We start from the raw sequence: 20767 nt of genomic DNA, 5'->3' as shown, positions 1-20767 counted from the left end.
GCTTTGATTGGAAAAATTAATTTCTTTTTCTTAACAGATAACCAATCTTAATTCCAAAGTAACTGTTTCGTAAAGATGAAGACCCGGTATCACCAGTTAACAGGTTATTCAAACTTCTATTATAGTTTACGGCAATCTGAAAACCTGAATTAAATTCATAGCCTCCCAAAACATTCATTGATAGTTCAAAAGGCTTCAGGTCATCATCGTCCTTATTTCCGATATAGATTTTATTTTCCTCAGTTTCTGTTGTTTGACCATCTGAAAATTTTGTTTTCACATTACCTTTTAAAGCATACCCGGCTGATGGGCCTGCTCCAATAAACAAATGGCCTTTTTTAACCGGAGCTTTGTAAACAAAGTTCACCGGTACTTCGAGATAATTAATCCTCGTCGATGCTTCCATTGAATAAGTTCCTTCAGTTTCCTTTTCTTTTGCACCTTTTTGAATAAAATTTATTCCCGGCTGAATACTGAGATTATGACCAATAGGAATATCGACCATGATTCCCGCATTAAGACCAATCCTGCTATCTGATTTTTCTTTACCATCTTCATCTTTATAACTCATATTGGCCAACGCAATACCTGAATTAAAACCAAACCTGGGAGATTGTGCTTTTACTGCAAGAGCAATAATGATAAGTGTCACAGTCAATGTTAAAATCTTTTTCATGTTTTTTAAATTTTTAATGTAAGTAAATTGTCAATTGACAACTCAAACCTACTTCTGCCACACCCCCTTTCCCAATTGCTTTATACGGTTCATTATTTTAGTTTGGCGGTTACTACTACAAATCGTGAACTTCTGCGTGTTGAAGGGTATTGCGATTTGCGAAAAACCTCGTTATCTTACCTGTAATTATCTATTTCTGCAAATAATGACAGGCTGATTTGCAGAAACTCCCAAAATCAATCAATCATGGATACAGCAAACCCCCAGCTGCTTTTTTTTCAGCATATCAAAGCCTCGCTTCCTTCACATATATCAATGGTTGATAAAGTTGCTGAACTACTGCACATCAGTAACGATAGTGCTTACAGGCGAATCAGAGCTGAGAAAGAGATTTCCTTAACCGAATTGAAAACATTAAGTGAGCATTATAAAATTTCCATTGATCAGGTATTACAGCTGCAGAATGAAATGGTGGTTTTCAGGGCGCCTGAAATAAATGAAGAACGGTTTGAATTTTCTGACTATCTGAAAGCAATGCTCGAATACATGAAGTATTTCAATACTTTTCCCAATAAAAAGATGCACTATTTCTGTAAGGATATTACATTTTTTCACTTTTATCTGTTCCCTGAAATTGCAGCTTTTAAAACTTTTTTCTGGAGCAAAACAATCAAGGATCATCCTGATTACCGCAGCAAACTATTTTCCCTGGAAGAATATCCTATGCTCGACTGTTTTCAATTGGGACAGGAAATTATAAAAGAGTATAACAAAATCCCTTCACTTGAATTGTGGAATGCAGAAAGTATTATCAGCACCATCAGCCAGATTCAATATTACAAGGATGGTGGATATTTTAAACATAAAGAAGATGTAAATATCATAATCGAATCATTTCAGAAATGCCTGGATCATATTCAGCTGGAAGTTGAAAAAGGCATCAAGTTTATGCCCGGCGATAATGAAATTGTTTACAGGGCTCCGCTTCAGTTTTATGTAAATGAGGTGATCATTGGCAGTAACACCATTTTGATGGAACTGAATGAAATGAAGCTGTCATTTGTTACGTATAATGTTTTAAGCTATTTAATCACCAAAGACGAACGCTTTACACAAAAAGCATTTGAAAATTTCTTCACCCTTGTAAGCCGCTCTCACCAGATCAGCGGAACGGGTGAGAAGGAAAGGAATAAGTTCTTTAATAAAATGCGTGAAAAGATGGACTCCCTGAAGGTTTAAGACTGACGCTTCGCTTACTTTTGCAGGATCATTATGATGAAAGAACAAAGACTTAAACTGATCGAATGCCCCCGTGATGCCATGCAGGGATGGAAAACAATTATCCCAACTGAAAAAAAGATTCAGTACATCAATACCTTACTGCAGGTGGGTTTTGATACCATTGATTTCGGCAGTTTTGTTTCAGCCAAAGCAATTCCGCAAATGGCCGACACAAAAGAGGTTGTAAGGAATTTGGATTTGGGAACCGGTAAAACAAAACTACTTGCCATTGTTGCAAACGAACGTGGTGCGGAAGATGCAGTTGTGTTTGACGAAATTACTTATCTCGGGTTCCCCTTTTCTGTTTCAGAAACTTTTCAGCAGCGTAATACAAACAGTTCAATTAACGAATCATTAAAAAGGGTAGAGGCCATCCAGGAACTCTGTATAAAAAACAAGAAACAGTTAGTCGTGTATTTGTCTATGGGTTTTGGGAACCCTTACGGCGATCAATGGAGTGAAGAAATTGTTTTTGAATGGGCTGAAAAACTGGTGGGTTTAGATATTGAAATACTTTCCTTAGCCGATACTGTTGGATTGGCAACTGCAGAACAGGTAAAACGGATGACTGCTTATTTAATTGAGCAGTTACCTCAAACAGAGATCGGTGTTCACCTGCATTCCACTTCATTGAACTGGAAAGAGAAATTAGAAGCCGCATATTCTGCAGGCTGTAAACGTTTTGATGGTGCATTAAAAGGAATTGGCGGATGCCCGATGGCCAATGATGAACTGGTGGGAAATATGGATACCGAAAAGATGATCCATTTTTTTGAAACTGGGTCTGATTTGCATGTAAACAAAGAAGCCTTACAAAAAAGTCTGCAACTGGCCGACGAACTATTTAACTGATGAATTTTCTTACAACTATTGATATCAAACCTTTACCGGCACCAATTACTTATCATCATAAGATCATGCTGGTTGGGAGTTGCTTTACCGAACATATCGGCAATAACCTGCAGGAGCTGAAATTTCAAACCCTGCAAAACCCAAATGGGATTTTGTTTGAACCGATGAGTGTGTGCAGCAGTTTGGTTTCTTATATACAGTGTAAACAATACAGTGAGCAGGATCTGTTTCAATATAATGAACTGTGGCAAAGCTGGAATCATCACAGCCGTTTTTCAAACCCGGAAAAGGAAGCCTGTCTTACACAGATTAATCAATCGCAGCAGAAAGCTCATGAGTTTTTAAAGGATGCAGAATGGATCATTATTACGCTTGGTTCTTCCTTTGTATATAAATTGAAGGAAACCGGACAGTTTGTTGCCAATTGCCATAAAGCACCGGCGCAGTGGTTTGATAAATATCTGATCCCAATTGACGAACAGATTGCCACATTAGATAACACACTGCACCAGCTGTTTCATTTTAATCCAAAGCTGAAGATCATTTTCACCATCAGCCCGGTTCGTCATCTCAGGGATGGAGTGGTTGAAAATAACCGGAGCAAGGCCCGCCTGCTTGAAACGGTTCATCATCTGGTAAACAAGTTCGACCGGCTGTTTTATTTCCCGGCTTATGAACTGGTGATTGATGTGTTGCGTGATTACCGTTTTTATGATATCGACCTGTCGCATCCCAATTATGCCGCCACTCAGTTTGTGATGGAAAAATTTTCTGATTATGCGTTCCAGGAATCGACTGTACAACTAAGTAAAGAAATCAAACAGATTGTTACAGCAAAAAATCACAAGGCTTTTCACCCCGGCTCCAATCAGCACCAGCAGTTTTTGAAACAGCAACTTGAAAAGGTATTAGTACTTGCGAATGCTAATCCTGAGCTTGATTTCAATCCTGAGCTTGACTATTTTAAGGCTCAAATAAAATAGGTAATTCTTGGTCATAAGGTCAATTTTAAAAGATTATCTTTTATTCGTATAATGTTTTGTCTAACCTTATGTTAAGTACTCCTTCGCAAAAGACATACTCACTCGTGGGAACTACAACTATCTTGAGTATATTGAAGTATTCTAAAATTAAATACACCCTGCTATGAAGATTGATGATTTAGATAACATGCTTAATTATCTAAAAGAAAAGCATGATTACACAAAGTTTATTCAGATTGTAAAAGATAAGCCCGAATTAGATTGCGATGCAATCATAATTAAATTAGAAAAAGACGGTTATATAAATTCTGGCAAAAGCATAGATAAAAAAATCACAGGTACTTTTGACGTATTTACTAAAGAAGTGCTTTCTTCAAAAGAAAAAATTGTTAGTGAGGATAACATTTACAGACTCTCCTTTGAAGGTTTCACTTTTCTTGAATCTCCTTACTTTATACTCAAAAAAAGACCGTATAGATACAAACAAACTACTGAAACCATTAAGGCTATTTACAATCTTGCTAAGACTATAGTTTTGGTTTTAAATGCTGTGGCAATACTCGTGTTGATGTACCTAGCAATAGAATGGAAGTCATTCTTTTAACAAAATAGAAATAAGACTAAGAAACACACGGCTCAGTTGTAAAATTAAATAACCATGATTAAAGTGAATGTCATACATGAAAGATGGAAATACCAGCCAACGCCTGAAGAACAAAAAACACTTGATGAGTTTGTCAACGGATTATTAGAACCAGTAATGATAGATTGCATACTTTTCAAAGCAAGTGTTGATGCAGTTAAAACTATTGATGGGAATTATAGATTAGAGCCAAAGTGTGACCAGTATTTAACTCTTATGGCTATGCAGAATCTCCTTCCAAAATTGATACCTGACTTTAAATAAATGAGCGCTGTTTCTCAATAGTAAATTCAATAATCACATCTAATTCCACCCCAGCCCTGTTCATTGCATCAGCAATTTCTTCCCTGCTGACATTTGCTGCAAAACTTTTTTCCTTTAAACGTTTCTTCACGCCTTTCAGTTCCATACCTGCATAACCTTCCGGCCGCATTAACGAATATGCATGAATCAATCCACTGAGTTCATCAAAAGCATATAACATTTTATCCATCCTGGTAACAGGCTCTACACCAAAATGATTTGGGCCATGACTTGCAATTGCCCGGATAATTTCCGGATCAATATTTCTTGCTTCCAGTTCTTCAATGATTTTTTTGCAATGCTGTTCGGGCCATTGATCCCAATCAGCGTCGTGGAGTAAGCCGGCCATTTCCCAGCGCCACTGATCAGCTTCATCTAAATGTTCCTGCTCAGCAGCCCAGTAACGCATTAAACGGGCAACCTGTTTCATGTGGAGCTGCAGCCGTTCATTCTTAACCCAGTCATTTAATAATTGAGTGGTTTCCTCTTTGCTTAAAACATTACCGGCATTTTTCGGGTCACCAAATTCAGACCGGTTTAATAATAAAGACATGATTCGCTTGTTTACTTAAATGTATTAAAAAAGACCGTCCGTTTGGACAGCCTTTTTTTATGATAAGATGAACTGAATTACTGATTCAATACATCATACTTTTTCTGATACATTTTTCTTTCTCTGTATTTCCCAGGAACCTGTTTGCATCAGTTAAAAGGTATAAAGTAGTTTTATACTCGTTCTTATTTCTTTTGTCTTTTAACTGATCTGCAGTCATGGCTTCATAAATGGCCAACCCATTTTCAAGATGCGGAATCGCTTCTTTCATTTTGTCTTCCATTTTCTTTTTAAACTCGCTCTTCTTCTGTGTATCTGCCGGTGTACTTCCTTTTACCAGTTTCAGTTCATCCTGGATAGCTGCAGCTTCATTAAAATAAGCTTTACCCATTAACAGATGACCATCTGGCTCTTTCGGATTCAATTCTATGCAGGCTTTTAATTGTGTTACGATCTTTTCAAAATATGTTGGCTTCTCAGCTGCCGGTGTTTTTTGATCCATATACAGCCAGTTGAACATTTCAGCTGCATAGTCGTAACGCATTTCATAATCCTTGGGCTCTTTTGCTATTACCTCATCGTACTTTTTAAACAGTTCGGGTCCGATGCCTTTCTTTTTTGCTTTGTCCAGATCAAGTTTGTCGTAATAAGTGTCGCCTGGATACATCTTACGGCCTAATGCAGCATACTTCTGTGCATTTACTTCATCCTTTTTCTGATCGTAATAATAAGTTACATAACGGTAACAAACATCAAATCCGTCTCCTGCAATACTTGAATCGCAGATCTTCTGGAAATAGGAAATGGCTTCATCCATTTTTTCAATCTGCATCGCAGCTGCTCCTGCATAGTAGTAAAGAATTGTATCTACTGCTGTGAGTGCCCACTTATTATTGTAAATGAACCGGCCAACCTGGTCGGCCTGCTTGTAACGAACCAGCGCATTTTCATAATCTTTATTGTTGTAAAAAGCATTTCCCTCACGCTGTAATTCCAGGTAGTTATCAAATACCGGATAGCTGCGGGTCATCATGTATAACTCTGCCGCCTTTTTATCTAGTTCGGTTGCTTTTTGATAAGCCTGGAACGACTGCATCCATGCATCAGGAACAGTAGCTTTTAAGTTGGCGTCTTTGCAACCTGGCCATAAATCAATCCTTTGTAATACCAGGCTTCCCAGTTTTTCTGTTCTTTTTCATTGGCCATTGCCAGGTCAACAGATTCCTTGGCTTTAACCCAATCCTTCTTGTCAAAAGCTGCCTTTACTTTCTTAATATCCTGAGCTGAAAGACCGAGGCTAAACATAACAGCAATCGCTGCGAAAAGAAATTTTTTCATTTTCTTTTATTTGAGATTTATTATTCTGATTTATTGATTTCCAGATTATTCTGGAGAATCAGTTACTTCCGGTTCATCAGGTGTTTCATTTGTTTCGGGTGCTTCCGGTGTTTCTGTAATGTCTGTTGGTAAAATCAATTCTTCTTCAATAACATTACTTTCATCCAAACGTGTGATGGCTGCAATTTCATCTCCATCATCCACCCTGATCAATTTTACACCCTGTGTTGCTCTTCCCTGTTCACTGATCTGGTTCATCTTCATACGGATGGTTATACCGCTCTTACAACTGATCATCAGATCTTCTCTCTCCGTTACTTCCAGCATACCAACTAATGGGCCAGTCTTATCGGTTACATTAATCGTCTTCACACCTTTACCTCCCCTGTTCGTCATTCTGTATTCTTCAAAAGCTGTGCGCTTGCCATATCCTTTTTCGCTAACCACCAGCACCGTTCTTGAAGTATCATCCTTATTGACACAAATCATACCAACCACTTCATCTTTCTCATCATCCACTTCAATACCACCTACTCCAATTGCACCACGACCGGTTGGTCTTACTTTGGCTTCTGGGAAACGAATTGCCCTTCCGCTTTTCACTGCCATCATGATCTCGCTGTTGCCATCTGTCATCTTCGCTTCAAGCAACTGATCGCCTTCTATGATGGTAATTGCATTCACTCCGGTTGCACGGCGTCTGCTAAAGTCTTCTAAAAGTGTTTTTTTGATGATGCCTCTCCTTGTACACAATACAATGTAATGATTCTTCACAAATTCCTCATCGTCGAGGTTTTTCACATCAATGATTGCTCTCACTTTATCATCAGGCGGTAACTGCATCAGGTTTTGAATAGCACGACCCTTGCTTGTTTTATCGCCTTCAGGAATTTCGTATGATTTCAACCAGTAACATCTTCCCTTTTCAGTAAAGAACAACAGTGTGTGGTGAGTAGATGCAACAAAGAGATGTTCTACATAATCTTCTTCTCTTGTTTTGCTGCCGATTGCTCCTCTGCCACCTCTGCGTTGCTGACGGTATTCAGAAGCTGATGTACGTTTGATATAGCCATGATGTGAAATTGTAATCACCACATCTTCTTCTTTGATGAGATCTTCAATACGAACTTCATCATCGAGATAAGTAATTTCTGTTCTGCGTTCGTCGCCAAACTTCGCTTTGATTTCAAGCAATTCAGTTTTGATCAGTTCAAAACGCAAGGTTTCACTGCCAAGCAACTCTGTTAAATGATTAATGAGTTTCATTAATTCATCATATTCGTTCTTGATCTTATCTCTTTCCATACCTGTTAAGCGCTGTAAGCGCAGTTCCAGGATGGCTTTTGCCTGAATTTCATCCAGTCCCCAACCGGCATTAATCAGGTTTTCTTTTGCTACATCAGGTGTTGGTGAGCTGCGGATCAATGCAATCACTTCATCTAAATGATCCAATGCAATTAAATAACCCAATAAAATATGCGCCCGTTCCTGTGCTTTACGGAGTTCATATTTTGCACGGCGCACAACCACTTCATGACGGAACTCAATAAACTCTGAAATAAGATCTTTCAGGTTCAATGTTTTTGGCCTTCCTTTTACAAGGGCCACATTATTGATACCGTATGATGTTTGTAATTCAGTGAATTTGTAAAGCTGGTTAACAATTACATTGGCAACTGCATCACGTTTAAGGTCAATAACAATCCTCGTTCCCTCTTTCTGGTTACTCTCGTTGTTAACATGAACAATCCCTTCAATTACTTTATTATTAACAAGCTGACCGATTTTATCTGTCAATGCATCACGGTTCACCTGGTAAGGAACTTCGGTAATAATGATCTGCTCTCTTCCGCTTGATTTTGTTTCAATCGTCAATTTTCCACGCAATACTACCTTACCTCTTCCGAAATGATAAGCAGCTTTAATTCCTTCCATGCCATAAATTGTACCGGCAGTTGGAAAGTCAGGAGCTTTTACATGCTTCATCAATTCTTCAATCGTAATCTCTTTATTGTCGATATAGGCAACGCAGCCATCAATTGCTTCGCTGAGGTTATGCGGCATCATGTTGGTAGCCATACCCACGGCAATACCACTTGATCCATTAATCAATAAATTCGGTGTTCTTGCAGGCAGAACAGAAGGTTCTCTTTCAGAATCATCAAAGTTGTTTTGAAAATCGACTGTTTCTTTGTCGATATCATCCATCATTGTTTCTGTTAAGCGTTCCATACGAACTTCCGTATAACGCATGGCAGCTGGGCCATCACCATCCTGGTTACCAAAGTTACCCCTGACCATCAACCATCATATAACGCATGCTCCACTCCTGTGCCATACGTACCATAGCATCGTAAACAGAACTATCGCCATGCGGATGATACTTACCCAACACTTCACCGACAACTCTTGCACTCTTCTTATATGACTTATTGTAATTTAAACCCAGTTCGTTCATTGCATAAAGAATGCGGCGGTGAACAGGTTTCAACCCATCTCTTACATCGGGTAATGCACGGCCTACGATTACCGACATCGAATAATCGATGTACGCCGTTTTCATTTGTTCTTCGATATTTACCGGGATAATTCTCCCGTGATTATGTGGCTCTTTTTCCATTGTATTTTTTGTTTGCCCCGTTGCTTAAAAGAGGCCGCCAAAGATACCGAAAAGCAAAGGGATGAAAGCAGAAAAACAGCCATTATTTTGGCTGTTTTTCAACATATTAATTGCATTTGTGGATAAGAAAAAAAGGGCAGCTTCAAAAAGAGAAAATCCTTACAAAACATTGGTTGGACAACCCATGCTTGAACGTCTTTTTCCGCCACCTCTTCGACCATTATTGTAACGTTTGTCGTTGAATTTATCACCACCTGTGAGGCGGTAACTGAATGTGAGCCCAAAGAAATAATAATTGTCTTTGTATTCAGGGCTTCCTCTTTTTCCAGGTCAACCGGATATGGATCGGTTGTATGATTAGGAAGCTCGGGAGTGCGGTAAGACATTTCAACAGCTTTTGGTCCCGTTGTGCCAACAGCAAAGCCGGATCAATGTAAGAACGGCTCACATCATCCATATAATCCGTAAATGTTTTACGGTAGCCAAATTCGGCACCAATATCAATTCTGTCGTTAACCATCATTCTTACACCCAATCCAAATGGAACGGCCACCTGTATAAGATTATAAGGTTTCCGATCAGGATATCCTGTAATCCCCTGCCCTTCGGTTGAAAGTGGTTTCAGGAAAACTTTGGTTCCGGCTGCATCAAATGCATAAGGATTATAGCGGAATACTGCCACACCCCCAAACACATAAGGTGAAAAAATTCTGCTGTCCATACCGAGAAAATGATACTCAGCAGCTGCCTGTAATTCCCAGATATTCGTTGCAAAGCTGAGGTTACGTATAAGGTTCCTCGGATTTTTCTGATAAACATCCGATGCCTGAACATTTGCATAATGCAGTCCGCCCCGCAGCATAATTTTTGGGTTGAGATCATAACTAACCCATGCTCCTAAAGCATAACGGGCCTGTTGAAATGTAATGGCTTTTGCCTGCAGATCGCCGCTGTAATTAGCCAGTCCACCAAATACGTTGATACGAAAGTCCTGCGAATAAAGTTGACTTGTTGCAGCAACTGCAACTAAAAAGAATGTAAGTTTTTTCAGCATGTTAATCTTTTAACAAAAATAAAGCCAGTATTATAAGGGATGGGAATAGCTGAATAACGTTCAGCAAAGCCGTATAGTATGAAATTTTATTAAACTTGTTCACTCCTTATTCCCACAAACTGCAGTTTACAAAAAAAGTTTTAACCTTGCCGCATAACGATTCAATTATGAACGATAACAATGGCCAATACTACCCTTCTTATTTACGTATTGAAAATATTCTCGACAGTCAGCATCCTTTAAGTTTTGCTGAAGGGCAAACGCCGGCGCACGATGAAATGCTGTTCATTATTATTCACCAGGCATATGAGCTTTGGTTTAAACAGATTTTGTTTGAACTTGCCTTTGTAAAAAAAGTATTCAGTAAAGAAAAGGTAGATGATAACAGCGAAGACTTGAATTTATGCAGGCACCGTTTAAAACGTGTATCAAGGATTCTTGAATTACTGAATCAACAGGTAACAGTGCTTGATACAATGACGCCGCTTGATTTTCTTGAATTCAGAAACCTCCTTACTCCTGCTTCCGGTTTTCAAAGCAAACAGTTTCGGTTAATTGAAGCAACACTTGGTTTGAAAATGGAAAACGTCATCAGCAGGAATATTATAAACGCACCAATGAAGGCGGTTTTGATAAGAGCGATTTTAATGAAATCAATTCCATTGAAAGTTCAGCAACTATTTTACAGCTAATCAATCAATGGCTTGGCCGAATGCCTTTCTTTGATGAAAAATTCTGGACAAGTTATGCAGCACAATATCCATCAACAGGTACACATGCTTTCTGGAACGATTACAGAACTATCTATCAGCAAAGCTTAACAGAAAGAGAACAGCATAAACTGGCCGACTTTGATGCACAATTCATTGAACAGAAAAATGAAGACGGGACTTTCAGTGATGCAGCCATGCGAAGTGCATTGTTCATTATGCTGTACAGGGATTTTCCTGTGTTCCAAACATCGTTTCAAATTTTAGATACATTAATTGAAATTGATCATTGGCTTGCTGGCTGGCGGCATAAACATTATGTAATGGTTCGGCGAATGATTGGCATGCGTGTGGGAACAGGCAATACAACAGGTGCAGGATATTTAGAAGGAGCTGTTCAGCAGCATTATATTTTTAAAGATCTTGCTTCACTATCTACTTACTTAATTGAAAGAAGAAAGTTGCCGAAGCTGCCGGAAGAACTGATTAAGGCATTAGGGTTTAGCTAAGAGATTAAAGGAGTGAAAAGAGTTGAAAAAGAGAAATCACAACAATAGCTGACTACTGTAATACTAAAAATTAAAAAAGAGATGACAGCGTTTGCAAACTGTTATCTCTTTTTCTTTTTCACTCTTTTAAACTCTTAGCTCAATAACTGTACACCAAATAACCCCATGGAGCCAAAGCAAAACTTTGTCCATCAGTTAATTTTTCTGTTTTACCTGCGAAAGCATTCATTGGTTCGCCTGCAATGGTTCCTTTCAATGTAACTGTTTGAGGATTCTTTGACAGGTTTAAAACAACCAGTACTTTTTTACCGCCCTTCTCTTTTGTAAATGCAAACACTGCATCATCGTTGCCTGATTCAAGCTTGGTATAGTTTGCATCAGCAGCCAGTGCAGGAGTTTGTTTGCGCAGCGTTAATAATGTTTTATAGAATGGTGCACGTTGATATTGACCAAATGTGATCGTGTCTTTATAAAAGAAAGAAAGTGAATCAAGGAAAGGTTCTTCCTGTCCGCTGTAGATTAACGGCAATGCATTTCTCCATGTTTGTGTTAACACAGCAAAGGGAGCATGTATTTCACCCGGCATAGTTGCATAATCTGCTTTGTTCCATGTGTTCTCATCATGATTACTGGTGAAATACAACTTAATGGCATCAGGTGGATAAGTATTATCAAAACGCATCATTGCTGAATCAAGAGCTCTTGCATTCGCCTGTCCGTTTGCTACTTTTTTCATGGTTGCAAAAAAGTCCCATGAATAAGATGCATGAAAACCTGCATCGTGCAGCCAGGCAACATCACCTTCACCCAGCATAAAAATATCGGGTTTTATTTTTTTCAGTTCAGCAATTGCATGCTGCCAGAAACTGCGTGGTACCTCGGGAGCAACATCACAACGGAAACCATCAATCTTTGTTTCAGTTAACCAGAACTTCATAGCAGTAAGCATACTGTCTTTCAGGATTGGATTCCAGTAGTTGAGATCTCTTGTATCACTCCAGTCAAATGCAAAAGCAAATTTTCCGTCTTTACCTTTTACAAAAAAATCAGGGTTCGATGTCATCCAGCGGTTATCAGCTCCTGTATGATTGGGCACCCAGTCAGTAATTACTTTAAAGCCGAGATCATGTGCTTTCTGCACCAGTGCTTTCCAGTCATCAATTGTTCCAAACTCAGGATTAACAGCGGTGTAGTCAGCAACTGCATAATAACTTCCCAACACACCTTTACGATCAGCTTTGCTGATAGGTGTAATAGGCATAAACCATAACATATCCACTCCCATTTCTTTTAACCGTGGAAGTGATGCTTCAAACGCTTTGAATGTTCCTTCAGGTGAATACTGGCGGACGTTTACTTCATAAATATTTGACTGTTTAATGTAATCGGGAAAAGAAGATGCAGCTGTTTGTTTTGATTCTTCTTTTGGCATGAGTTTGCAGGAGAACAAAAGCATACTTACAGCTGAAACTGAAAGTACTAAATGGCGAAGTGTCATAATCGTAAATTTTAAAATGGAAAATTATTGAATAATCCGGTTCAGACATCAAAAATTCCTGTTGAGTTATAAACTTTTCATTTACAGAAAATCAATTTCTAATTTTTGCACACTAAAACTGATTTATGAAACAATTTATACTCCTTTTTTCCTTCTTTGTTTTAATGGGCACTCAAGGCAAAGCAGAGAATTTTAATATTACCATTTCAGGGTTTTCCTATTCACCTGCCACTTTAACTGTAAATGTCGGTGATGTTGTAAACATTGAAGCAAGCGGTTTTCATTCTTTAGTTCAAATAAGCCAGGCTTCTTATGATGCAAATGACAATACATTATTATCTGGCGGTTTCAGTTCAACTTCCAATTTCAACTTAACAATAACTGCAGCAATGGCAGGTACTTCTATTTATTATGCCTGCAGCAATCATGGAACAGGTGGTATGAAAGGCCGGATCAACGTTAATGTAGTTGCAAATATTACAGAGAACAGGGCACGTGAATTTAATTTCACAGCTTATCCTAATCCTGTTGTATCAAAAGCATGGATCAATATCAGTGTAAAAAAAGCCGGCATCGTTTCACTTTCTGTTTATGACCAGAGTGGAAAAATAGTTAGCTGTGTTGCAGAAAGAAATCTGCAGCCGGGTGAAATTACACTTCCCTTTGATGCTTCCGGTTTGCAAAAAGGAACTTACATCCTGCAAATGAAAACCTCACAGGGAATCATTCGAAAACGGATTCTTATACAATAATTCTTTTTTAAATACTATCAGCTGCTTCTTCGCCGGTAACAACAGCTCCTTCCATTGACGCCTGCAGATCTGCAATATGTTCACCTGCAAACAATGTATTCATAAATGATTTCTGCAGTATGGGTCTCAGCCTGAACCATTGGCCGGGACGGTAAACAGAATAACCACCTTTTGAAAATTCATCATCGCCCCAATAATAGTTAAACTGCTTTTCAATCATTGGCTTCACAATTCCAAATGCTGGCTGCAGTGCCTGTTGCATTAACAGTGATCTGCCATTATCATTTTGCTTTGCAATCACTTCTGCTTTATCTCCCACTGCATAAGAAATCAAAACTCCTTTTGCAGATGGCTGGCTTTTTGTTCCATGATAAATAAAGTGCGATGTAGTATCGGTAATGATATCGAAACTTTCATCTTTCCAGAAACGTTTGTTATACAACACTGCATTTTTATTTACCCTGCTGTACTGCAGTTCATTGATGGCATCAACTTTTTCAATTGGCAATCTTGGCAACCATTCAATTTTTTTCATTGCCTGCGTTGGTACAGTACAGATAATTTTATCTGCTTCAAACACTTCCCCATTATAGCAGGTTACTTTTACATTAACACCCTGTTCAATTTTTCTTACCCTGTAATTTATTTTGATTTTATCTCTTCCAATCTGATCGGCCAATGCTTCTGCCAAACGTCCGTTGCCTCCAACAATTTTATAGGGAAGTTCTTTTCTTTCTGCAACTGTTGTAAAATGACTTAATGCGGTGTAAGCAGATACCTGGCGGATGCTCTCCCCAAAATCAATACTGTCAATCAGGCTTTGCAAATCAAGATCAGCACCATCACACCCGTTATTTAATAAATAACGCCACCAGTCGAGTTTATCCATCTCCGTTTGCTCTTCAGGGCGCAGATCAGCAAAATCCATTTTTAATTTTGACAGCTTCTTCATCCAATCCTGGCTCATACTCCATTCATTGGGTTTGGAGTATTTATTATTATACAGCAAGTGCGCCTGCAAAAGATTATCCTGTAATGAAAGATTGAGTTCTTTGCAAAGACTGAGTATTCTTTTTTGAGATGCTGATATCCACTCGCCGCCCAATTCAACATTCAGCTTCTGTTTAGCATCCATGTTATATGTAAATACCCTTCCTCCCAAACGGTTTCTTGCTTCAAGAACAAGAACATCAATTCCTCTTTTTTTGAGTTTATAGGCTGCCGCCAATCCGGAAAAGCCTGCACCAATAATAATTACTTTTGATTTTTGTCCAATATGAAATGATGAGAATCCATTGGATACAATAGCAAGGCCTGTTGACGTCAACAAGCTATCTTTCAGAAATTGCCTGCGGGATGACATAACAAATTTTTATCGAAGTTGCTAACTAACGACTGTTAAAAACATGACTATGGTCAGACGAAAGTATGAGAGTTCACATCATATCTTTCAACTTGTCAACAAGGATGTCAACTTCTTCTTTTGTGTTGTATTTGCTGAAAGAAAACCGGACCTGCACCTGATTTGGGTTAGTATTAATTGCTCTTATTACATGCGAGCCCTGCTGTGCACCACTTGTACAGGCACTTCCACCCGATGCACAGATGCCTTCCATATCAAGATTAAACAACAGCATCTCTGTTTTTCTGATTTGGGGAAACTGACGTTTAATACAGTATAATTGCTCAGGCCCATTGAATCACCGTTAAAACCGATTCCTTTTATATTTTTCTTCAGCTCTTCAATTAAGTAATACTTGATACCTTTTATATAAGCACTGTCTTCTTCCTGTGAAGCAGTTGCAATTTCCAATGCTTTTGCAAAACCAACAATACCGTATACATTTTCTGTTCCTGCCCGCATATTTCGTTCCTGCCCTCCGCCATGTATATATGGTTTGATCTGTACATTTTCATTGATATAAAGAAGCCCGGCACCTTTTGGCCCGTGAAATTTATGTGCAGAACCGCTCAGAAAATGAATAGGCGTATTTCTCAAATCAAACGGGAAGTGCCCGATTGTTTGTACCGTATCTGAATGAAAAATAGCATTATACTGTTTGCATAAATTTCCCACGGCATGGAGATCTGTAATGTTGCCGATTTCATTGTTGGCATGCATTAAAGTGACCAGTGTTTTTTCTTCACTTGCAGCCAGCAACTGTTCCAGGTGTTCGAGATCAATATGACCATTCGGTAAAACCTTTACATAACTCACCGTTACTTCATCCCGGTTATCTAAATACTCAACTGTATGAAGTGTTGCATGATGTTCAATGGGTGAAGTGATGATATGTTTACATCCCAAATCACGAACAGATGCCGTGATAGCTGTATTGGAACTTTCAGTACCGCCGCTGGTAAAAAAGATCTCTGCCGGATGTGCATTCAGAATTTTTGCAACTGTCTTTCTTGCATTTTCAATTGCCAGCCTTGTTTCTCTTCCGAATGAATAAATAGAAGAAGGGTTTCCAAAATTGTTTTGAAGATAAGGCAGCATTGCCTCTACTACTTTTGGTTCAATTGCTGTTGTAGCAGCATTGTCAAAATAAATCCGGTTCATTGATTATTGTTTACGAAGCTGCAAAGATACTGAGATCGCTTTTATACGGCGACTCAGCCATTCTTCATCACATCAGTTCCTTAATCTTATTAATTACGTCCAACGCCAGTGCATCCGCTTTTTCAGTTGAATCAGCTTCAGAATAAATGCGGATGATTGGCTCGGTATTACTGGCCCTTAAATGCACCCAGCTTTTTTCAAAGTCAATCTTTACGCCATCCTCTGTATTCACCTGGTAAGAAGTGTATTGATCTTTCACTTTTGCAAGAACAGCTTTCACATCTGTTCCCTGCGGCAGATCAATCTTATTCTTGCTCATGAAATAATCAGGAAATGTTTTGCGCAGCTCAGCAGTTGTTTTACCCGCCTGTGCCAATTGTGTAAGGAATAAAGCAATACCAATCAACGCATCACGACCGTAATGCAAATGAGGATCGATGATACCACCGTTTCCTTCACCACCAATTACGGCGTTTACTTCTTTCATTTTTTTTACCACATTCACCTCTCCTACTGCACTGGCAAAATAAGTGCCTCCATGCTTTTCTGTAACATCACGCAAAGCCCTTGTTGAAGAAAGATTGGAAACAGTATTTCCTTTTTTATTACTGAGAACATAATCTGCAACTGCAACCAGTGTGTATTCTTCGCCGAATAAAGAACCATCATTGCTTACAAAACATAAACGGTCCACATCCGGATCAACAGCTATGCCAAGATCAGCTTTTTGTTTGACCACTTCACTGCACAGTTCCACCAGGTTTTCGGCTAATGGTTCGGGGTTATGTGCAAAGTTGCCATTCATTTCTGCATTCAGCACTGTTATATCTGTTACACCCAATGCATTTAATAATGCAGGAACTGCTTCTGCTCCCGAACTGTTAATGGCATCAACCACCACTTTGAATTTCTTATCTGCAATCTGTTTCTTATTCACTAAAGGATGAACAAGGATCGCATCAATATGTGTTTGTAATAAAGTATCGTCGCATGAATAGGTTCCCAGTTCATCAACCTGTGCAAAATTAAACTGTTCACTTTCTGCAATTGCCAGCATTTGTAATCCAAGCTCTGCACTGATGAACTCCCCTTTTTCATTCAGGAGTTTCAATGCATTCCATTGTTTGGGATTATGTGAAGCAGTAAGAATAATTCCTCCTGCAGCTCCTTCAAACTTAACTGCCATCTCAACAGTAGGTGTGGTACTTAAACCAAGATCAACTACATCTAAGCCCAACCCTATTAACGTATTCACGACCAAACTCCGGACCATTTCTCCGCTCATGCGGCCATCTCTTCCTACAATTACTTTCTTTCCTTTACCGAGAATTGTGCCATAAGCAGCTGTGAATTTTACAATATCAACAGGAGTAAGATTGTCGCCGGGTTTGCCCCCAATAGTGCCACGAATCCCGGAGATCGATTTCATTAAAGCCATAACTGATTTCAGATTTTTGCGAAGTTAATGATGTTGGGCTGATTGTTGTGGTTTGATGCAACCGTATGTTTATACATTACGATTGATTAATTTCTGAACTTTTACATCTCGACTATCGCTCGATATAATTACCCGCCCTTCGACTTCGCTCAGGACTTACATCATCATCTTATAGATCATTTCTTTTAATAAGGAAGCATCTTCCGTACCCGTATCATTTACGCCTACACTTCTTAAATTGTAATGGTGCATCAGCAACAGTGCCGATTGAACTCCATCAAATCCATAAACAGTGGCGCTTGCTTTATAGTCTTTCAAAAACCAGGCATTGATCCCTGTTTGTGCTGCTACAGCTTTATCATCGCCCTGCACACCAAACAACATAAACACTTTGGAAAAATAACTATATAGTGATGGTAAAACCAATTGAATAGGCGCAGCTTTTGGATTGCCTTCAAAATACTGAATGATCTGCATGGCTTTCACCAGGTTCTTCTTCCCCACTGCATTCTGCAGTTCAAATACATTGTATTCCTTGCTGATGCCTACAAAGTTTTCAATATCATCTTCAGTAATGGTTGTGCGTTTACCCAGGTTGAGAATTACTTTATCTACTTCGTTGGCAATACGGCTTAAATCATTGCCAATATGATCAACCAGTAAATGAATTGCTTTTTGAGAAGGCTGATAGCCTTTGCCTTCAATAAACTCCTGCGTCCAGGAAGGAAGTTCATTATCATACATTTTCTTGGTGCTGAGAACTTCTCCTTTTTCTTTCAGCAGTTTGGCCAGCTTACTTCGGCCATCCACTTTCTTTTCCTTATGACCCACTACAAAAATGGTAGAATCAAGAGGCTTATCAATATAGCTTTCAAGTTTATCAAGATCCTTCATCTGCTGAGCTTCTTTCAAAATCACTACCTGCTTTTCAGCAAACATGGGATAACGCATACAGGCATTTACCACATCGGCCCAGCTGGCATCCTTTCCATAAAATACCGAAAGATTAAATCCTGCCTCTGCTTCATTTAAGATTGTATGCTCGGCAGCATCAATCAGCTGATCAATGTAAAAGTCTTCTTCACCTTCAAACCAGTAGATCGGTTTGAATTTTTTCTTTTTCCAGTCGTTTAAAATTTTATCTGTACTCATACCAGGGAGTAAAGGTATGCCATACCTTTTCGTTACTTCAAGATTGTTTCGTTGATAGAAGTATGGCATACCTATATTCTTACTCAGCTATAAAAATATTTTCCTGCGGCAGCAAAGGTAAATTTTGAAAGCGTAGAAAAATCTGTGCTGCTGCAATTACATCCTTCTGGCAATATTCAACAATTCTTGGCAGATTCTTTTCTTTGTAATACACTTCTTTTACCCGGCTACCGTCAATATCATCTTTTGGAGTTGCAATTCCCAAACAGGCAGCCAGCAATTTCAGTGAGGTATAATTTTTATAATCACCAAATTTCCATAATTGCATGGTATCAACAAGGTTGGTTTCCCAGGGTTTCTTTCCGCTAAACTGCAAAAAAGAAGGTAATGCCAGTTGATGAATGAGCATCCGGCGGCTGATATACGGAATATCAAACTCTTTAATGTTATGTCCGGCAAAGTTGAAATCAGGTACCGCTTTGTAAAAACTATCCACTTTCTCCGAAAATTCGGTAAGCAGTTTTTTTTCATCATCATGTGCATAAGATTTCAACCGGAAACACAGACGACCAGCCTTATCTTTATAAAAATAACCTGTACTGATACAAATTATTTTGCCAAATTCAGCCTGAATTCCAGCCCTTTGCTCATACATTTCTGGTGCCGGAAAATTTTCTGGCATGGTTTTGGAAATTTTGTCACTCCAGAGAACCTTCCATGGTTCCGGCAGCTCTTCAAATGATGAATATTGTGGTACAGTTTCGATATCGAGTACCAGCAGATGTTCAGGTTTGTATGATTGTTGGTTAGCCATGAACTAAAATAAAAATTTTAAATCTAAAAACAAACATTATGTCTTATTCAAATTATCCTTCCGCAACACCACAGGACACTCCTCCTTCAGCTCCAAAGCGTGACAGCCGTGGACTGATTTACGGGTTACTGATTGCAGCTTTACTTGGTACATGGGGTTATATCATTTGGGATAAATCAAAAGCCAAAGAAATGACAACCAAGCTACAGGCGCAACTGAGTACCAGCGACAGCAGCAAGAATGCCGTACAGACTGAGTACAACGCAGCTTTACAGCGTTTAGATGAATTAACAACCATGAATGCAAGCATGGACAGCCTGGTAAAAACAAAGAATTCTGAAGTTTCAAACCTGAAGAACAGAATCCAGACTTTACTGAACAAACAGAACAAAACTGCAGCTGATCTGGCTGAAGCAAAACGCCTGATCACTGAACTGAATGAAAAAGTTACGGGTTATGTTCAGGAAATTGAAGTGCTGAAAGGTGAAAACCTCCAGTTAAAAACTGAAAAAGCTGAACTGACAACTCAGAAAGAAGCTTTACAGGTTGAGTACGATCAAACAAAAGAGCAGAAGAAAGTAGTGGAAGAAAAATTAGATGTTGCTTCTACTCTCAATGCTTCTAACATTAATATCGTTACTATTGATGAAAGAAAAAATGGTAAAGAGAAAGAAAAAGATGTTGCAAAACGTGTTGATAAAATCCGTTTAACATTCAACGTATCAAACCGTGTTGGTGAAGATGCTACAAAAGATGTATTTGTTGTAATTACCGATCCAACAGGACAGGTTATCAGCAACGAAGCTTTGGGAAGCGGCCGTTTCACTACAAGAGATGAAGGTGAAAGAGTGTTTACAAAGAAAACAAGTGTAAACTTCAGTGCAGGTAAATCAGCTCCCCTTTCAATTGAGTGGAAGCCCGGAACTAAATTCGCTGAAGGTGTTTATAAAGTTGAAGTATATAACAATGGCTTCAAAATTGGCGAAGGTTCAAAAACATTACGTAAAGGTGGCTTATTCAGTTAAGCA

The 20767-nt window shown here is 38.8% G+C and carries 19 protein-coding genes and 3 pseudogenes; 10 read left to right on the top strand and 12 right to left on the bottom strand.

Annotation, left to right across the window (positions count from 1 at the left end):
* Positions 1-16 precede the first annotated feature (16 nt).
* Positions 17-676 (bottom strand): PorT family protein, encoded by a 660-nt coding sequence (locus IPK31_16950; GenBank protein ID MBK8089476.1) that lies wholly within the window; start codon positions 674-676, stop codon positions 17-19.
* A 246-nt stretch (positions 677-922) separates the two neighbouring features.
* On the opposite strand from IPK31_16950, the gene IPK31_16945 reads away from it, so the two are divergent.
* The 5 genes from IPK31_16945 to IPK31_16925 all read left to right on the top strand — a co-directional run bounded on the left by IPK31_16945 (position 923) and on the right by IPK31_16925 (position 4699).
* Positions 923-1915, top strand: a complete 993-nt coding sequence (locus IPK31_16945) for a hypothetical protein (protein ID MBK8089475.1) — start codon at positions 923-925, stop codon at positions 1913-1915.
* A 36-nt stretch (positions 1916-1951) separates the two neighbouring features.
* Entirely contained in the window at positions 1952-2809 is an 858-nt protein-coding gene (locus tag IPK31_16940; protein MBK8089474.1) for a hydroxymethylglutaryl-CoA lyase, read from the top strand.
* The gene (locus IPK31_16935; protein MBK8089473.1) at positions 2809-3792 is read left to right on the top strand and encodes a GSCFA domain-containing protein; all 984 of its coding nucleotides are present in this window, start codon (positions 2809-2811) and stop codon (positions 3790-3792) included. The genes IPK31_16940 and IPK31_16935 overlap by 1 nt, the downstream gene beginning before the upstream one ends.
* 163 nt (positions 3793-3955) lie before the next feature.
* Positions 3956-4396: a hypothetical protein gene (locus IPK31_16930; GenBank protein MBK8089472.1), complete on the top strand. Its 441-nt coding sequence runs from the start codon at positions 3956-3958 to the stop codon at positions 4394-4396.
* 54 nt (positions 4397-4450) lie between these two features.
* Positions 4451-4699: a hypothetical protein gene (locus tag IPK31_16925; protein ID MBK8089471.1), complete on the top strand. Its 249-nt coding sequence runs from the start codon at positions 4451-4453 to the stop codon at positions 4697-4699.
* Here IPK31_16925 and IPK31_16920 read toward each other — a convergent pair.
* The 4 genes and pseudogenes from IPK31_16920 to gyrA form a co-directional block, all read right to left on the bottom strand.
* Positions 4692-5291: a hydrolase gene (locus IPK31_16920; GenBank protein ID MBK8089470.1), complete on the bottom strand. Its 600-nt coding sequence runs from the start codon at positions 5289-5291 to the stop codon at positions 4692-4694. The genes IPK31_16925 and IPK31_16920 overlap by 8 nt on opposite strands.
* Before the next feature lie 85 nt (positions 5292-5376).
* Positions 5377-6387 (bottom strand): hypothetical protein, encoded by a 1011-nt coding sequence (locus IPK31_16915; protein MBK8089469.1) that lies wholly within the window; start codon positions 6385-6387, stop codon positions 5377-5379.
* Positions 6388-6410: 23 nt separating this feature from the next.
* On the bottom strand, positions 6411-6629 hold the full coding sequence (locus IPK31_16910) for a hypothetical protein (GenBank protein ID MBK8089468.1): 219 nt from the start codon (positions 6627-6629) through the stop codon (positions 6411-6413).
* A 45-nt stretch (positions 6630-6674) separates the two neighbouring features.
* Positions 6675-9249: pseudogene (gene gyrA / locus IPK31_16905) on the bottom strand (DNA gyrase subunit A).
* Between the two features lie 61 nt (positions 9250-9310).
* Here gyrA and IPK31_16900 point away from each other — a divergent pair.
* Positions 9311-9478 carry a hypothetical protein gene (locus tag IPK31_16900; protein MBK8089467.1) on the top strand — a complete coding sequence of 56 codons (168 nt, stop codon included), beginning with the start codon at positions 9311-9313 and terminating at the stop codon, positions 9476-9478.
* Positions 9479-9556: 78 nt separating this feature from the next.
* Here IPK31_16900 and IPK31_16895 read toward each other — a convergent pair whose 3' ends face one another.
* Positions 9557-10303, bottom strand: a complete 747-nt coding sequence (locus tag IPK31_16895) for an outer membrane beta-barrel protein (GenBank protein MBK8089466.1) — start codon at positions 10301-10303, stop codon at positions 9557-9559.
* A gap of 167 nt (positions 10304-10470) precedes the next feature.
* Between IPK31_16895 and IPK31_16890 the strand changes: the two genes are divergently transcribed.
* Positions 10471-10995, top strand: a complete 525-nt coding sequence (locus IPK31_16890; GenBank protein ID MBK8089465.1) for a hypothetical protein — start codon at positions 10471-10473, stop codon at positions 10993-10995.
* Positions 10893-11522, top strand: a pseudogene (locus IPK31_16885) (tryptophan 2,3-dioxygenase). The gene IPK31_16890 and the pseudogene IPK31_16885 overlap by 103 nt, the downstream one beginning before the upstream one ends.
* 139 nt (positions 11523-11661) lie before the next feature.
* Here the strand turns inward: IPK31_16885 and IPK31_16880 are convergent.
* The gene (locus IPK31_16880; protein MBK8089464.1) at positions 11662-13020 is read right to left on the bottom strand and encodes an alpha-glucosidase C-terminal domain-containing protein; all 1359 of its coding nucleotides are present in this window, start codon (positions 13018-13020) and stop codon (positions 11662-11664) included.
* Positions 13021-13145: 125 nt separating this feature from the next.
* Between IPK31_16880 and IPK31_16875 the strand changes: the two genes are divergently transcribed.
* Positions 13146-13772: a T9SS type A sorting domain-containing protein gene (locus tag IPK31_16875; protein ID MBK8089463.1), complete on the top strand. Its 627-nt coding sequence runs from the start codon at positions 13146-13148 to the stop codon at positions 13770-13772.
* A 7-nt stretch (positions 13773-13779) separates the two neighbouring features.
* Here IPK31_16875 and IPK31_16870 read toward each other — a convergent pair whose 3' ends face one another.
* From IPK31_16870 to IPK31_16850, 5 genes and pseudogenes are all read right to left on the bottom strand, one after another.
* The gene (locus tag IPK31_16870; protein MBK8089462.1) at positions 13780-15135 is read right to left on the bottom strand and encodes an FAD-dependent oxidoreductase; all 1356 of its coding nucleotides are present in this window, start codon (positions 15133-15135) and stop codon (positions 13780-13782) included.
* 73 nt (positions 15136-15208) lie between these two features.
* Positions 15209-16335: pseudogene (locus tag IPK31_16865) on the bottom strand (cysteine desulfurase).
* 67 nt (positions 16336-16402) lie between these two features.
* Positions 16403-17773, bottom strand: a complete 1371-nt coding sequence (glmM, locus tag IPK31_16860) for a phosphoglucosamine mutase (GenBank protein MBK8089461.1) — start codon at positions 17771-17773, stop codon at positions 16403-16405.
* A gap of 156 nt (positions 17774-17929) precedes the next feature.
* Complete coding sequence (gene holA / locus IPK31_16855) at positions 17930-18925, bottom strand: DNA polymerase III subunit delta (protein ID MBK8089460.1); 996 nt, start codon at positions 18923-18925, stop codon at positions 17930-17932.
* Between the two features lie 79 nt (positions 18926-19004).
* On the bottom strand, positions 19005-19739 hold the full coding sequence (locus IPK31_16850; protein ID MBK8089459.1) for a 3'-5' exonuclease: 735 nt from the start codon (positions 19737-19739) through the stop codon (positions 19005-19007).
* A 38-nt stretch (positions 19740-19777) separates the two neighbouring features.
* Here IPK31_16850 and IPK31_16845 point away from each other — a divergent pair, with 38 nt between their 5' ends.
* Complete coding sequence (locus IPK31_16845; GenBank protein ID MBK8089458.1) at positions 19778-20764, top strand: hypothetical protein; 987 nt, start codon at positions 19778-19780, stop codon at positions 20762-20764.
* Positions 20765-20767 lie beyond the last annotated feature (3 nt).

The organism is Chitinophagaceae bacterium (assembly GCA_016713085.1).
Classification (GTDB): domain Bacteria; phylum Bacteroidota; class Bacteroidia; order Chitinophagales; family Chitinophagaceae; genus Lacibacter.
This window is presented reverse-complemented; position numbering and strand designations above follow the sequence as displayed.

Bases quoted from the DNA above. Each gene is read 5' to 3' on its own strand.
- holA (MBK8089460.1), bottom strand. From the start codon at position 18,925: ATGAGTACAGATAAAATTTTAAACGACTGGAAAAAGAAAAAATTCAAA.
- IPK31_16925 (MBK8089471.1), top strand. From the start codon at position 4,451: ATGATTAAAGTGAATGTCATACATGAAAGATGGAAATACCAGCCAACG.
- IPK31_16940 (MBK8089474.1), top strand. From the start codon at position 1,952: ATGAAAGAACAAAGACTTAAACTGATCGAATGCCCCCGTGATGCCATG.
- IPK31_16850 (MBK8089459.1), bottom strand. From the start codon at position 19,739: ATGGCTAACCAACAATCATACAAACCTGAACATCTGCTGGTACTCGAT.
- IPK31_16915 (MBK8089469.1), bottom strand. From the start codon at position 6,387: ATGCAGTCGTTCCAGGCTTATCAAAAAGCAACCGAACTAGATAAAAAG.
- IPK31_16880 (MBK8089464.1), bottom strand. From the start codon at position 13,020: ATGACACTTCGCCATTTAGTACTTTCAGTTTCAGCTGTAAGTATGCTT.
- IPK31_16895 (MBK8089466.1), bottom strand. From the start codon at position 10,303: ATGCTGAAAAAACTTACATTCTTTTTAGTTGCAGTTGCTGCAACAAGT.
- IPK31_16920 (MBK8089470.1), bottom strand. From the start codon at position 5,291: ATGTCTTTATTATTAAACCGGTCTGAATTTGGTGACCCGAAAAATGCC.
- IPK31_16900 (MBK8089467.1), top strand. From the start codon at position 9,311: ATGAAAGCAGAAAAACAGCCATTATTTTGGCTGTTTTTCAACATATTA.
- IPK31_16890 (MBK8089465.1), top strand. From the start codon at position 10,471: ATGAACGATAACAATGGCCAATACTACCCTTCTTATTTACGTATTGAA.
- glmM (MBK8089461.1), bottom strand. From the start codon at position 17,773: ATGGCTTTAATGAAATCGATCTCCGGGATTCGTGGCACTATTGGGGGC.
- IPK31_16935 (MBK8089473.1), top strand. From the start codon at position 2,809: ATGAATTTTCTTACAACTATTGATATCAAACCTTTACCGGCACCAATT.
- IPK31_16950 (MBK8089476.1), bottom strand. From the start codon at position 676: ATGAAAAAGATTTTAACATTGACTGTGACACTTATCATTATTGCTCTT.
- IPK31_16870 (MBK8089462.1), bottom strand. From the start codon at position 15,135: ATGTCATCCCGCAGGCAATTTCTGAAAGATAGCTTGTTGACGTCAACA.
- IPK31_16875 (MBK8089463.1), top strand. From the start codon at position 13,146: ATGAAACAATTTATACTCCTTTTTTCCTTCTTTGTTTTAATGGGCACT.
- IPK31_16945 (MBK8089475.1), top strand. From the start codon at position 923: ATGGATACAGCAAACCCCCAGCTGCTTTTTTTTCAGCATATCAAAGCC.
- IPK31_16845 (MBK8089458.1), top strand. From the start codon at position 19,778: ATGTCTTATTCAAATTATCCTTCCGCAACACCACAGGACACTCCTCCT.
- IPK31_16910 (MBK8089468.1), bottom strand. From the start codon at position 6,629: ATGAAAAAATTTCTTTTCGCAGCGATTGCTGTTATGTTTAGCCTCGGT.
- IPK31_16930 (MBK8089472.1), top strand. From the start codon at position 3,956: ATGAAGATTGATGATTTAGATAACATGCTTAATTATCTAAAAGAAAAG.